General features: G+C 71.8%; 12 protein-coding genes and 1 pseudogene. 7 read left to right on the top strand and 6 right to left on the bottom strand.

Translation table 11 applies throughout. The annotated features are described in order from the left end of the window. Positions 1–72: 72 nt before the first annotated feature. Together recR and ACFU6I_RS36835 are read right to left on the bottom strand one after the other, a co-directional pair. Positions 73–672 (bottom strand): recombination mediator RecR, encoded by a 600-nt coding sequence (gene recR, locus ACFU6I_RS36840; RefSeq protein ID WP_384032269.1) that lies wholly within the window; start codon positions 670–672, stop codon positions 73–75. Between the two features lie 82 nt (positions 673–754). After that, a complete protein-coding gene (locus ACFU6I_RS36835; protein WP_266984175.1) occupies positions 755–1,090 on the bottom strand; it encodes a YbaB/EbfC family nucleoid-associated protein in 336 nt (111 codons plus the stop codon). 373 nt (positions 1,091–1,463) lie between these two features. Between ACFU6I_RS36835 and ACFU6I_RS36830 the strand changes: the two genes are divergently transcribed. Beyond that, entirely contained in the window at positions 1,464–2,264 is an 801-nt protein-coding gene (locus tag ACFU6I_RS36830; RefSeq protein WP_384375204.1) for an SLATT domain-containing protein, read from the top strand. 61 nt (positions 2,265–2,325) lie between these two features. On the opposite strand, the gene ACFU6I_RS36825 is transcribed toward ACFU6I_RS36830, so the two are convergent. The 3 genes from ACFU6I_RS36825 to ACFU6I_RS36815 form a co-directional block, all read right to left on the bottom strand. Beyond that, positions 2,326–2,976, bottom strand: a complete 651-nt coding sequence (locus ACFU6I_RS36825) for a hypothetical protein (RefSeq protein WP_384375201.1) — start codon at positions 2,974–2,976, stop codon at positions 2,326–2,328. Positions 2,977–3,100: 124 nt separating this feature from the next. After that, positions 3,101–3,820 carry a GntR family transcriptional regulator gene (locus tag ACFU6I_RS36820; RefSeq protein WP_384375169.1) on the bottom strand — a complete coding sequence of 240 codons (720 nt, stop codon included), beginning with the start codon at positions 3,818–3,820 and terminating at the stop codon, positions 3,101–3,103. A gap of 116 nt (positions 3,821–3,936) precedes the next feature. Further along, positions 3,937–5,319, bottom strand: a complete 1,383-nt coding sequence (locus tag ACFU6I_RS36815) for an aspartate aminotransferase family protein (protein ID WP_266984169.1) — start codon at positions 5,317–5,319, stop codon at positions 3,937–3,939. Between the two features lie 220 nt (positions 5,320–5,539). On the opposite strand from ACFU6I_RS36815, the gene ACFU6I_RS36810 reads away from it, so the two are divergent. From ACFU6I_RS36810 to ACFU6I_RS36795, 4 genes are all read left to right on the top strand, one after another. Beyond that, entirely contained in the window at positions 5,540–6,133 is a 594-nt protein-coding gene (locus ACFU6I_RS36810; protein ID WP_384375166.1) for a DJ-1/PfpI family protein, read from the top strand. Next, positions 6,130–6,597, top strand: coding sequence for a MarR family winged helix-turn-helix transcriptional regulator (locus ACFU6I_RS36805; protein WP_384375164.1), 468 nt, complete (start codon positions 6,130–6,132; stop codon positions 6,595–6,597). Before ACFU6I_RS36810 ends, ACFU6I_RS36805 begins: the two co-directional genes overlap by 4 nt. 179 nt (positions 6,598–6,776) lie before the next feature. Then, positions 6,777–8,636: a protein kinase gene (locus tag ACFU6I_RS36800; protein ID WP_384375161.1), complete on the top strand. Its 1,860-nt coding sequence runs from the start codon at positions 6,777–6,779 to the stop codon at positions 8,634–8,636. 384 nt (positions 8,637–9,020) lie between these two features. Then, positions 9,021–10,439 (top strand): FG-GAP repeat protein, encoded by a 1,419-nt coding sequence (locus tag ACFU6I_RS36795; RefSeq protein WP_384375158.1) that lies wholly within the window; start codon positions 9,021–9,023, stop codon positions 10,437–10,439. A 99-nt stretch (positions 10,440–10,538) separates the two neighbouring features. Here the strand turns inward: ACFU6I_RS36795 and ACFU6I_RS36790 are convergent, their stop codons facing one another. Continuing rightward, on the bottom strand, positions 10,539–12,002 hold the full coding sequence (locus tag ACFU6I_RS36790; RefSeq protein ID WP_384375198.1) for a helix-turn-helix domain-containing protein: 1,464 nt from the start codon (positions 12,000–12,002) through the stop codon (positions 10,539–10,541). A gap of 423 nt (positions 12,003–12,425) precedes the next feature. Between ACFU6I_RS36790 and dnaN the strand changes: the two genes are divergently transcribed. Together dnaN and ACFU6I_RS36780 are read left to right on the top strand one after the other, a co-directional pair. Next, the gene (gene dnaN / locus ACFU6I_RS36785; RefSeq protein WP_384375155.1) at positions 12,426–13,544 is read left to right on the top strand and encodes a DNA polymerase III subunit beta; all 1,119 of its coding nucleotides are present in this window, start codon (positions 12,426–12,428) and stop codon (positions 13,542–13,544) included. Next, positions 13,543–13,729, top strand: a pseudogene (locus ACFU6I_RS36780) (hypothetical protein); the annotation flags it as partial. The gene dnaN and the pseudogene ACFU6I_RS36780, both read left to right, overlap by 2 nt.

Below are 13,729 nucleotides of genomic sequence, written 5' to 3'. Positions count from 1 at the left end.
AAGCCGTCGTGAGACGTCAAGGTTTCGTCCGCGAGGATCCCAGCCGTGGTGCAGGTGTCGTGCGGGGCGGAGTCAGACATCCAGCAAGCGCCTCCCCTCGAAGGCGCGGCCCAGGGTGACCTCGTCCGCGTACTCCAGGTCGCCGCCCACCGGCAGCCCGCTGGCCAGCCGCGTCACCCGCAGCCCCATGGGCTTGATCATCCGCGCCAGGTACGTCGCGGTGGCCTCGCCCTCCAGGTTGGGGTCGGTGGCCAGGATCAGCTCCGTGATCGAGCCGTCGGCGAGCCTCGCCAGCAGCTCGCGGATGCGCAGATCGTCCGGGCCGACGCCCTCGATCGGACTGATCGCCCCGCCGAGCACGTGGTAGCGGCCCCGGAACTCACGGGTCCGCTCGATCGCCACGACGTCCTTCGGCTCCTCGACCACACAGATCACCGTCTGGTCGCGGCGCGCGTCGCGGCAGATCCCGCACTGCTCCTCCTGCGCGACATTGCCGCACACCGAGCAGAACCGGACCTTGTCCTTGACCTCCAGGAGGGCACGGGCGAGACGGCGCACGTCGGTGGGCTCGGCCTGCAGGATGTGGAAGGCGATCCGCTGCGCGCTCTTGGGACCGACGCCGGGCAGCCTGCCCAGTTCGTCGATGAGGTCCTGAACCACGCCTTCGTACAACGGAACGCCTTCCTGAGCTGAGTGCCTCGACTGCCACTGCTGTTGTTGTCGTGGTACGTACGGTAGTTGTTGTACCGGCGGATCAGAAGGGAAGACCGGGCATACCGCCCAGCCCCTGGGCCAGCGGGCCCAGCTTCTGCTGCTGAAGCGCCTGCGCGTTCTCGTTCGCCGCCTGGACTGCGGCGACGACGAGGTCGGCGAGCGTCTCGGTGTCCTCGGGGTCGACCGCCCTGGGGTCGATCACGAGGCTGCGGAGCTCGCCGGAGCCGGTGACGGTCGCCTTCACGAGACCGCCACCCGCCTGACCATCGACCTCGGTCCCGGCCAGCTCCTCCTGGGCCTGGGCGAGGTCCTGCTGCATCTTCTGGGCCTGCTGCAGCAGCTGCTGCATATTGGGCTGGCCACCACCGGGAATCACGGTCACTCCTGGCATTTCGACGACAAATGTTTCGGTATGCCGAGCCTACGTGGTCACCGGGAACCGCGCCCCACCCACTGGCGAGCAACTCTTTCGGGTGAGATCCGGTCAACTGCGGCAAGACTCCTATACCTGATCACAGGCCATGCACACCCGGGAATACCGCGATTTCGGCCCCATGGCCCACCATTCGGCGGTAGGAAGGGCATGCATATCAATACGCACACGTGCGCCGTCCGTCACGCAGGGTTACGCGAGCGGGACGGGCGGCCGCGTCGAAGGTCCGTCCGTCGTGCGTGCACGCGTCCCATACGCGCGTCCGAAACGCCGAAAACGCAGAGTGCAGAGGAGTGCCCCGGTGAGTCAGCCGGAGATGCAGCCCGAGAGGGCGCCCCGCAACGAGTCCGGCGCGCCCGGTTCGGCCGTTCCGCCGAGCTCGGACCCGGGCTCCGGGTCGGGCTCGGAGCCGCGCCCCGGCTTCCGTGCGCGGGGCCGGGACCTGACCGGACAACCGTTCCCGCTCGGCGACTGGGGCGAACCCGCGGAACGCCTCGACGAGCTGTACCGCTGGGTCGAGGCCGAGGCGCTGCGCACCGCCGGCTGGTATCTGAACGACCGGGTGTGGAAGCGGCGCGGCGCCAGGGTGCTGAGGATCGGCACGGCGGCCGGGGCGGTCGCGGGCGCGGCGCTGCCGCTGCTCGATCTGACGGGCGCGCTGCACGGGGTGGCCGGCTGGGGCTATCTCTCGCTGCTGCTGGGTGCCGCCTGCATGGCCTGTGACCGGTACTTCGGCCTGACCTCCGGCTGGATAAGGAACCTCGCCACGGCGCAGGCCGTGCAGCGACGGCTTCAGGTGCTGCAGTTCGACTGGGCGTCGGAGTGTGTGCGGGAGGTGCTCGGACCGACCGAGGGGACGGCGAGCGAGGCGGCCGAGCGGTGCCTGGGGGTGCTGCGGCGGTTCTCGGAGGACATCACGGATCTCGTACGGTTCGAGACCGCGGACTGGATGGTGGAATTCCGGGCCGGACCTGCGCCGATGGGGATGCAGGCACTGGTCTCGGGGAGCGGGATCGGCGGGCGTGCGGAGCCGGGGGCGGCGCCGGGGCGGTTCCCGATGCAGTCGATGACCCGGCCGAACATGCCGCGGCAGCGCCCACCGGAGTCACCCCGGTGACGGTGGTCCCGGTGGGCGGTGACTCGGGTGGGCGGTGACCCCGGCGGTCCGGGCCGCCGCGTCAGCTGAAGACGATCATGGAGCCTTGGGCGAGGCTGCGGGTCGCCGCCGCGTGCAGGCCCAGCCAGACGTGCCGCTCCCGGGCGAACGGGCTGTCGTCGTAAGGAATCGGGCTCGCCGGCTCCTCCAGCGAGGTCGGCGCGACGGGCGGCAGGGGGGCGGCCGGCGGGTTCGCCGGGTCGATGCCGATGGACGGAGCGACGTACTCCAGCTCCCGCAGCAGCCCGTGCGCGGAGCCGAGCGGGCCGCCCCCCTCCAGCAGCTGGTCGTTGGAGAGCGGGGAGGGGAAGTCCACGGGGACGTACGCCCCCGCATGGTCGTAGTGCCAGACCAGGTGGGATTGCTTCGCGGTGGACTCGAACATTTCCAGCAGCTGCTCGTAGTCGCCGCCCAGTTCGTCGACCGGTGTGACGGCGAGACCGCTCAGCTGCAGCAGATAGGCGCGGCGCAGGAAGTGCAGTGCGTCGTAGTCGAAGCCCGCGACCGGGGCCACATCGCCGGTCAGCCCCGGCATGTAGGCATAGACGGGTACGGCCGGGAGTCCGGCCTCGCCCAGCGCGTTGTCGTAGACGGCTATCTCTTCGGCGAACGGGTTGTCGGGGCTGTGACACAGCACATCGACGAGGGGGACCAGCCACAGGTCACAGGCCACGAAGTCTCGCTCTCCCACGGGTTCTCGCGCGGTTCGCGCGATGGTCGGGACAGCGTAATGCGAGGGGACCGTCGCGCACAGTGGTCCTTCATGTCCGGCTGTGGAACACCTCGCCGCCGGGCCGTCAGCCGCCGTGCCCCGGGTGCGGCGGGTTGCCGGCCGCGAGCCGCTCCGCCCAGCTGAGCGCCTGGGCGTTGTGGCCGTCGATCACCGCGCGCACCGCGTCGCGGTCCCCGAGTGTGATCGCCGCGACGAGGTCCTGGTGGCCGCTCCAGAGCCAGTCGCGCACATCCACGTCGCTGCGGAGGTACGGCACGGCGAACACCCAGGCCTGGATGCGCAGCCGGTGAAGGAAGTCGGTGATGTACGTGTTGCCGACGAACGCGCCCAGCTCACGCCAGAAGCGCAGGTCGTACCCGATGAGGATGTCGAGGTCTCCGCCCCGCGCCGCCCGTGCCGCCTCCTCGGCGCGACGGCGCACGGAGACCAGCGCGTCGCGGTACTTCGCCGCCTGCGCGCCCTTCGGGCGGACCGGCCCGTCGAAGATGCTGCGGATGACTCCGTCGATGACCAGGGTGCGGGCCTCGACGATCGCCCGGTAGTCGTCCACGGTGAACTCGTGCACCCGGAACCCGCGGTGCTGGTCGGATTCGAGCAGGCCCTGCGCGGAGAGATCGAAGAGCGCCTCGCGGACGGGCGTCGCGGAGACCCCGTACTGCTCGGCGATCTGCTTGACGGTGAACTCCCGCCCCTGCTGCAAACGCCCGGCGAGCACCTCGTCACGCAGCGCGTCCGCGATCTGCTGCCGCAGCGTACTGCGGGTGACAGTTCCGCTCGGGCACATGGCGGCCCTCCCCTTTTCGGCTTCGGGTCACCTTAAGCCAGGGCCCGGTGTGCCCGGATCCGGGCACGGGGGAGGGACGCCATGCGGATGGGCCCGCGGAATGCGGGTGGAGCGCGTCAGACGGTGTGCTCGTCCGCGACGGACAGGGCCACGTCCAGAGCCGCCAGACCCTCCTTGGCCTCGGCCTCCGTGACGTTGCAGGCCGGAACGGCGTGGGTGCGGTTCATGTTGATGAAGGGCCACAGGCCGTTCTTCTTGCAGGCCGCGCCGAACGCCGCCATCGGCGCATTGGCCTCGCCCGCGGCGTTGTACGGGACCAGCGGCTCCCGGGTCTCCTTGTTGCGGACCAGGTCCAGCGCCCAGAACGCGCCGAGACCGCGCACCTCGCCGACCGACGGGTGGCGCTCGGCGAGCTCACGCAGGCCGGGGCCGAGGACGGTCTCGCCGATGTGAGCGGCGTTCTCGACGACCTTCTCGTCCTCCATGACGCCGATGGTGGCGACGGCCGCGGCGCAGGCCAGCGGGTGACCGGAGTACGTGAGTCCGCCCGGGTAGGGGCGGGTCTCGAAGGTGGCGGCGATCTCCGCGGAGATGGCGACACCGCCGAGGGGCACGTACCCGGAGTTGACGCCCTTGGCGAAGGTCATCAGGTCGGGTGTGACGTCGAAGTGCTCGGCGGCGAACCACGTGCCGGTGCGCCCGAAGCCGGCCATCACCTCGTCGAGAATGAAGACGATGCCGTACCGGTCACAGATCTCACGGACGCCCGCGAGGTAGCCGGGCGGAGGCGTCATGATGCCCGCCGTGCCGGGGATCGTCTCCAGGATGATCGCGGCGATGGTGGCGGGTCCCTCGAAGGCGAGGGTGTCCTCCAGGTGCTGAAGGGCGCGGGCGCACTCCTCGGCCTCGGTCTCGGCGTGGAACGGCGAGCGGTAGAGGAACGGCGCCCAGAACCGTACGACACCCGCGGAGCCGTTGTCGGACGGCCAGCGGCGCGGGTCCCCGGTCAGGTTGATCGCGGTGGAGGTGGCGCCGTGGTACGAGCGGTAGGCGGAGAGCACCTTCGTACGGCCGGTGTGCAGCCGGGCCATCCGGACGGCGTTCTCGACGGCCTCGGCGCCGCCGTTGGTGAAGAAGATCTTGTCCAGGTCGCCGGGGGTCCGCTCGGCGATGAGACGTGCGGCCTCGGAGCGGGCCTCGATCGCGAACGCGGGAGCGAAGGTGGCGAGCTTGCCCGCCTGCTCCTGGATCGCGGCGACGACGGTGGGGTGCTGGTAGCCGATGTTGGTGTAGACGAGGCCGCTGGTGAAGTCCAGGTAGCGGTTGCCGTCGTAGTCCCAGAAGTACGCCCCCTCGGCGCCGGCGACGGCGAGCGGGTCGATCAGGCCCTGGGCGGACCAGGAGTGGAACACGTGCGCACGGTCGGCGGCCTTCACGGCCGCACCGGCCGCGGAGTCGACCTGCGGAGCGTGGGAGGCATGGGAGGCATGAGGGGTCATGCGGCGAGCGTAGGTCCTGCTGTGAGCGGCTCGACATGGCCATCTTGTATGGCGTGGGGCGGTTTGGTGGGCAGGGTGTCGGGTCGGCGCGAGGGGGTGCTTGATTGACAGCACCCTGCCGTAATGACAGCATGCTGTCATCATCCCCACTCATGACGTCGCGCTCGTGACGCTCCATCCACGAGGTTTCGTCCATGAGGTTCTCGCCCGGGAGGTCGTCATGCCCCGCAAGACCGTGCACCTGGCCGTCTACGACTCCTACGCCGACTGGGAGACCGGCCACACCACCGCGTATCTCGCGCGCAACGGCTTCACCGTGCGGACGGTCGGCCTCACAGCCGGCCCCGTCACCACCCTCGGCGGCCTCCGCATCCAGCCGGACCTCGCCCTCGCCGACGTACGCCCCGAGGACAGCGCACTGCTGATCCTCACCGGTGCCGACCTGTGGGACAGCGGCGACGAGCTCGCCCCCTTCGCCCGCACCGCCCGCACCTTCCTGGACGCGGGCGTGCCGGTCGCCGCGATCTGCGGGGCGACGGCCGGACTGGCCCGTGAGGGACTGCTCGACGACCGCGCGCACACGAGTGCCGTCTCCTTCTATCTCGCAGCCACGGGGTACGCGGGCGGCGCCCGGTACGTCGAGGCGGACGCGGTGACCGACGGAGACCTCATCACGGCGGGACCGACCGAGCCGGTCGCGTTCGCCCGCGAGGTCTTCGCGCGCCTCGGGGTGTACGAGGGCAGGAAACTCGACGCCTGGTACCGGCTCTTCCACGACTCGGACGCGAGCGCGTACGAGGTGCTGGCGGGATGAGCCGCGAGCAGCAGGACGCGCTCAGCCGCACGGCCCTCGGCGTCTTCCGGCTGAACGGCCAGTTCCTCGCCGTTTCGGAGGAGCTGGCCGCACCTGCCGGGCTGACCGCGGCATGGTGGCAGGTGCTCGGAGCGGTGCTGGCCGAGCCGTTGCCCGTGTCCGGGATCGCCCGGGCCATGGGGATCACCCGGCAGAGCGTGCAGCGGATCGCGGATCTGCTGGTGGGCAAGGGCCTTGCGGAGTACGTACCGAATCCGGCCCACCGGCGCGCGAAGCTGCTGCGTCCCACCGAGCAGGGGCGGGCGGCGGTCTCCCGGATCGGCCCCGGCCACGCGGAGTTCGCCGCGCGGCTGGCGGAGGAGCTGGGGGCGGAGGGCTTCGCGGAGACGGTGCGGGTGCTGGAACGGCTGTCGGTTGCAGTCGACGCGGTGACCGGCGCGCAACCCACCCCGCCCAGCTCGTGAACCCCGCCCCGTCCAGCGCGTGAACCCCGTCCCGTCCAGCGGATGAACCCCGCCCGTCCGGCGCTTGAGGACGGGGCCGGCAGCGGACGGGACCGACGCCCGGCCGGACTGCTCGGGCGTGACGTGCGCCGCTATTCTCGACCCGTCGGCGTGTCGCCGTACGGGGGAGGTCGCACACCATGGAAAAGCTCGGGTCCGCCGACCCGCAACGCATCGGCGCGTACCGCCTGCTGGGGCGGCTCGGCGCGGGTGGCATGGGGCAGGTCTATCTGGCCCGGTCCGATCGGGGCCGTACCGTCGCGATCAAGCTCGTACGCCAGGAGCTCGCCGAGCGGCAGGAGTTCCGCGACCGGTTCCGCCAGGAGGTGCAGGCCGCACGCCAGGTCGGCTCGGCGTGGACGGCCCCCGTGCTGGACGCCGACACCGAGGCCGCCGTGCCGTGGGTCGCGACCGGATACGTCGCCGGGCCGTCCCTCCAGGTCACCGTCTCCGGGCGCGCGGGCGCACCGGTGGGACCGGCCTCGGGGGCCTTCGGTCCGCTGCCCGAGCGCTCGGTCCACGTCCTGGGTGCCGGGCTGACCCGCGCGCTCCAGGCCATCCACTCCGCCGGGCTCATCCACCGCGACCTCAAGCCGTCCAACATTCTGCTGACGATCGACGGCCCGCGGGTCATCGACTTCGGCATAGCCCGGGCACTGGACACCGTCACCGACGGTGGTCTCACCCGCACCGGGGCGCTGGTCGGTTCGCCCGGCTTCATGGCGCCGGAGCAGGTGCGGGGCGAGCGGGTGACCGCTGCGTGCGATGTGTTCTGCCTCGGCTCGGTGCTGGCGTACGCGGCGACGGGCAGGCTTCCGTTCGGCGGGACGGACAACGAGGTCCATGCGCTGATGTTCCGGATCGCGCAGGAGGACCCGGACCTGACCGGCGTCCCGGTGGATCTGGTCGACCTCGTCCGGGACTGCCTCCTCAAGGACCCGGCCGCCAGGCCGACGACGGACGCGATCCTGGAACGGCTGGCGGAGGACGAGCCCGCCGAACCGTGGCTGCCGGGCGCGCTCCTCGCCCAGCTGGGCCGTCACGCGGTGGAGTTGCTGGACTCGGAGGACCCGGAGGAACCGGAGGAGCCGGAACGGCCTGCGGAACCGGTTGCCCCGTCCGGTCCCGAGGACACGGTGCCCCCGGCTGCGGAACAGCCCGCCCCGCAGCCTCCGGCCCCGCAACCGCCCGGCGGGGTCCATGCGATGCCCACGGCGATCGGCACCTCAACCCCCGTGCCGGGCCCTGCCCCCGCATACGGCTACCCGCAGTTGCCCGCCCAGCCGCACCCCGGTCAGGGACAACCGTACGGCTACGGATATCCCCGGCAGCAGCCACCTCAGCACCCCGGCTTCGGCTCCACACCTCCGTACGGCCCCCTCTATTCCGCCTCCGCCCCACAGCCCGAACCCGCACGCCGCACGGTGGGTTCGACCGTCGCTCTCATCGTGGTCGCCGTGCTCGTCGCCATCGGTGCGGGCGGTTCGGTGTACGCGCTCATGAGCGACGACGGCACGACATCCGGCGTGTCCCACAGCAGTTCGCCCAGCCCGTTCGCGTCCGACGACCCGTCGGAGGAGCCGTCGGACGCCCCCTCCGACACTTCCCCGTCCCCCTCCGACGCGAAGAAGAACGGCGACGGCCCCGTCCCCGAGGGCTACCTCGGCACCTGGTCCGGCAGCATCGACAACTCCGCCGGTCACTCCACCCGCGAACTCGTCATCCAGCAGGGCAAGGTCGGCCAGACCGTCCTCACGCTCACCGCGGAGGGGCCGATCGACACCGGTGGCACCTACCGCTGCGTCTTCCAGGCGGATCTGACCGATGAGCCGTCCCCCGCCGGACCGATCCACATCGGGCCCTCCACGATCACGCTCGGCGAACCCATGACGTCCTGCACCCCTGGCAAGGCCACCACGCTGACCCTGTTGCCGGACGGCACTCTGCGCCGCGAGAACGCGGACACCGGCGAGAAGATCACGTACACGAAGACCGGCTGAAGGGTTCGGCCGAGCAGCGCTCCGGCCGCGTCGAGCAGCGGCAGCGCCTGGACGAACCTGCCGGGCGCCGTCGGCGGAAGGTGCCACGCCGTCGGCCGGACCCGCCCGGTCTGTGTGACGGCCGGTACGTAACTCACACGCCCGGCACGCGCGTTCAGCTGCGTCACCGCGTCCGGCCCCCGCCAGGCTCCCCGACGGCCCCGTCTTCCCCGGTCGCCCCGACACCTGGTCGACGTTCCCCACCCGGGCGGACCGAAGTCCCTCTGCGCGGGTTCGCACTTCCCGCCCTCGTCTCATTGCGCAGCTTGTCCGACTGTGGGTCAATGCGGCAACAGTCGGTTGTCCCGCCCCGTCGGGCGCGGGGCATGGGGTGGGGACAGAAGGATGAGTGGACGACGCACAGCCGGATACAGACGGGCGGCCCTGGTGGCCGCCGTCGCCGCCGTTGCCGCGACGCTGTCCGGGGGGACAGCCTCCGCCGCGCCGATGCCGGTTCCGCAGGACATCAACGGCGACGGCTACCGGGACCTCGTGGTCCCCGCGCCGGGAGCCTCGGTCGCGGGCCACGAACGGGCCGGGAGCCTCGTCGTGCTGTACGGGTCCGCCAAGGGTGTGTCCGCCTCCAGGCGTGCGGTGATCACGCAGAATTCGGCCGGGGTGCCGGGCACGGCCGAGGCGGGCGACCTGTTCGGCGCCTCCAGCGCCCTCGCGGACCTCGACCACGACGGCTATGCGGACCTGGTGGTCGGGGCGCCCGGCGAGGATGTCGGCACCACACTGGACTCAGGGGCGGTGTACGTCCTGTGGGGCAGCACGAAGGGCCTGGTCTCCGGTGCCTCACTGCCGACGCAGGTGCTGAGGCGCTGGGGCGCGGGCAAGGACGTGGCGGCGGTGTCCGGCCCGGGCGAGGCGCGGGTCCTGATCGCCAACTGGAACTTCACCACCGAACTGACCGGACCGTTCACCCGGAGCGGCGGGGTCGGTTCGTCCGTGCCGAACGAGGACATCGGCTGGATGCGCGCCGTCGCGTACAGCGATGTCAACGGCGACAAGGTGGCCGAACAGCTCCAGGTCACCGGCCGGGCGAACGGAAGCAGTGGGGGCCGGGTGCTGGTGAATCCGGTGCCCGGGACGTACCCGCCTCCGCTCCTGGAGGGAGAGGGGCTCAACGTCGCGGTGGGGGACGTGAACGGGGACGGTTACGGGGACGTCGTCGCCGGCGACCCGGACGAACCGAGCGACGTGGGGCCGATCGGTCACGTGGGCGGGTCCGTCTCCGTGTGGTTCGGGTCGGCGAACGGAGTCCCGCTGGACAAAGCGCCCATGACGTTTCATCAGAACACTGGCGGGGTGCCCGGTTCGAGCGAGCGCTACGACGAATTCGGCGCCGCGGTGGCCGTGGCCGACCTGAACAAGGACGGGCTCGCCGACATCGTCGTGGGGGCACCCGGCGAGGGGATCGGTACCAAGGGCGGTGCGGGCACGGTCACGGTCGTGCCCGGTCGCCGTACGGGGCAGCTGGGCGCCGGCTCGTACACCTTCAAGCAGGACACCCCGGGCGTGCCGGGCACCCCGGAGAAGGGCGACGCCTTCGGCTGCACGGTGGCGGCAGGGGACCTCACCCGTGACGGCAGGCCCGAGATCGCCGTGGGCGCGTGCGAGGAGGACGGGCGCGGCGCGGTCTGGGTGCTGCCGGGCGGGAAGACCCGGCCTGTGTACACGTCGACGGTCTCCTTCGGCACGGGCTCGCTGGGACTGCCGGCAGTCGCTGGAACGCTGCTGGGCGGCGACTGGCAGCGGTGAGCACAGGCGTCGCGGGGGCGCCGGATTCGCCGGCCCCCGCGACGGCCCCCGAACCCGTCCACCTGCTCCGGGCCGACGGCCATGGGCCCGCAGTGAAACTCACACCGCGTCGGTGACACCCGCAACAGCCAGCGCCCGGAAAGCCAGCCACAACTCGTAACGCGCACTGGGCGTCTGGAGCAGTGAACGCTGGAGTGCCGCTTCGAGCCGGATGAGGCGCTTGCGGGCGCCCGGCACGGAGATCCCCAACGCCTCTGCGGTCGGCGCCAGTTGAGCTTCGCAGTCCAGCCAGCACCGGACCGTCGCCTCGGCCGCCCCGCCGTTGCGGCGGAGCGGTTGCAGTTGCTGGGCCGCCCACTCCCGAACGTCGGGGCGGCGCAGGATCTCGTCCAGGGAGCGGACCCCCTTCCCGGGCTCGGCAGGACGGGGTGTGCGGGCGGGGGTGGCGCGGATCCGCAGTGCCAGGTCGAGTGCGGCCTGGTCGGCGAGCCGGTTGAGGTCGCGTCCGAGCAGCTCACCGATCAACCGCAGCCGTGCGGAGAGGGTGTTGCGGTGGATCTTCAGATGCTTGGTCGCATGGGACGAGAACGCGAGCCAGGAACCCAGCGTCGCCGCCAGTTCCTGACTGCCGGGGTCCTGGCTGCGCCGGGGCAGGTAGGTGAGGAGGGGCGTCAACAGGTCGTCGGCCCACTGTGCGCCCTCGGCGCCGACGAGCAGAGCCGGTTCGGGTGCCGCGCCGAACCGGGCGTGGCGGACGGGCAGTCCGCGGGCGACCGCCAGGGCATGGAACGCCTGCCGGTATCCGGTCGCCGTGTCGCTGAGCGGAACCTCCTCGCTCACGCCGACCACGCAGTCGTCCACCACGACGGCGACCTCACGGCCGAGTCGCGGCTCGGTCCCGCCCGGGCCGGCGGGCACGACGAGGATCAAGTGGCGTGCGTACACCGGACACCGCACGATCCAGGACCGTCCACCGGAGAGATCCGCGCAGACCTTCGCCACCTCGTCCCGCCGCCCGCCCGGGCACTCCACCACGCACACCTGGACGGGGTCCGGCAGCCTGGGCTTCAGAGCGCCCGCGACCTGGTGGGCAATGGAGAGCTGGCCGGTCATCAGCAGATGCAGCACCGCTTCCCGGCCGCGGGACTCCGCGAGGTCGACGCGGCGGCGTTTGCGTTCGACCGATTCGGCCGCCCAGCACATGGCCACGGGCATCACCGCGTCGGCGAGGAGCGTGGCCAGCCCCTCCGGCAGCGGACGGCACGTGACGACGGCGAGGACAGGGGCGCGGGCGTCACGGGTATCGGGCGGGCCGTCGAGCGGAAGCAGCAGAGCGGTGTCCTGGCCACGGTCGAGGGTGAAGGAGCGTGCGCCGAGGGCCGTCAGTTCCCTTGCGCCGTCGGAGGCGAGCGTGACGGCCGCGGCGCTCGTGCGGTCCGGGGTCCGTGCCACGGCGTGCAGGACGGTTCCGTCGTCGTGGAGCAGTCCGGCCCAGCCGCCGACGCGCCCCGACAGCCAGCGCAGCAGTTCCTGCACGCCACCGACGCGGGCCAGGCGGTTCATCCGCAGCACGTCGTCGGCCCGTTCCTGCGCTCGCACAGGCCCTCCGCTCCGTACTCGTGCCCGTCTGTCCCTGCTTCTGCCCCCTGCTTCTGTCCCCGGCAGTGGAGATAACCGGAGTGCAGAGTACCGGTTTGGCTGTGCGGACTGTTACCCCCCGAGGTGCCCACACCGTGCGAATTGAATCTTCCTGTCGGGTACCCGCCGACCTACAGTCCGAACGTGTTCCGCGGACGGCATGGATGTCGGGGGATGTCGGGTGCCGTCCGTGGACACAGGGGCGTCGGGGGACGGGCGGGGTGAACGACGGCAGCGACCCACGGGGGTGGTCGCTGCCGTCGCCCGCGCGACGCCGGTCCGCGGTCGATTGTCAGTGGCGCCCTCTATCGTCGGACCCCGTTGGTCCGACGCAGAGAGGCCCCGCGCATGGAGTTCCGCATCGATCGCAACGCACTGACGGATGCCGTGGCCTGGGCGGCCCGGGTGCTGCCCGCCCGGTCGCCCGTACCCGTGCTCGGCGGGCTGCTGCTGGAGGCGGACGGCGAGGTGTTGCGGATCTCCGGCCTGGATTACGAGGCGTCCGCCCGCATCGAGGTGGGGGCGGAGATCGTACGGGCCGGGAAGGTCCTGGTCATGGGCCGGCGGCTGCTCGATGTGTGCCGGGTGCTGCCCGAGAGTCCGGTGGTGTGCGCGGTGGAGGGTTCACGGTTCTCCGTGACCGGCGGCGACGCCCGGTTCGGGCTGTCCGTGCTGCCGCTCGACGACTGTCCGGCGCTGCCGCCGCTGCCCGAGGTGCTGGGAGCGGTGGACTCCGAGGAGTTCGCCGCGGCCGTCGCCCATGTGACCGTGGCCGCAGGCCGGGACGACACCCTGCCGACCCTCACCGGGATCCGGCTGGGGCTCGACGGCGACACGATGACGCTGGCCGCCACGGACCGGTACCGCTTCGCGGTGCGCACGCTCGGATGGAAACCGGAGACGGCGGATGTCACGGCCGATGTGGTGGTGTCGGCCCGGCGGCTGACCGAGATCGCCCGCTCCTTCGGCCGCTCCGGCATGGTCCGCGTCGCACTGGACGTCGGATCGGCCGGCTTCGAACTCGCCGGGATGCGGACCACGGTTCGCCTCCTGGACGGCCGACTCCCCCGCCACGACAAGCTGTTCGCGATGGCGGACCCGACGACGGCGGTCACGGACCGGGTGCCCCTGGTCGAGGCCGTCAAGCGCGTCGCGGTGGTCGCGGACGGCGACAGCCCGCTCCATCTGACCTTCTCCGACGGCTCGGTGCTGCTTCAGGCGGGGTACGAGGACGATGTCGCGTCCCAGCGGCTGCCCGCGGTCCTGGAGGGCGCCGACGAGCTGACGGTCGCCTTCAACCCCTCGTATCTGATGGACGCCCTGGCCTCGTTCGACGCGCCGGTCGTGCAGTTCCGCATGATGGGTCCCGGCCAGCGCGCCATGATCACCGGCCGGACGGCGGGGGACGAACCCGAGGGCGGCCCCACGCACCGGCATCTTCTGATGTCCGTGAAGCCACTGGTCTGACGGCTACCCGTACCGGGAGATCGAGTACGCCTACACCTACGGCCGGCCGGCCGCCGACTCACTGGCCTCCAGCTTCCTGGGCGGCCATCTGCCGTGCCGACTCCGAAGGGGCTGCGGATCTGCGGGGAGGACCGAACGCGCGGAGGGGGCCGGGCGCCGGGGGCCCCGGCCCAGCCCGGGGGGTA

Origin of the sequence: Streptomyces sp. NPDC057486 (assembly GCF_042802415.1) — a bacterium.
Lineage (GTDB): Bacteria > Actinomycetota > Actinomycetes > Streptomycetales > Streptomycetaceae > Streptomyces > Streptomyces yanii.
Note: the sequence above shows the minus strand (reverse complement) of the source record. Positions and strands in the feature narration are given on the sequence as shown.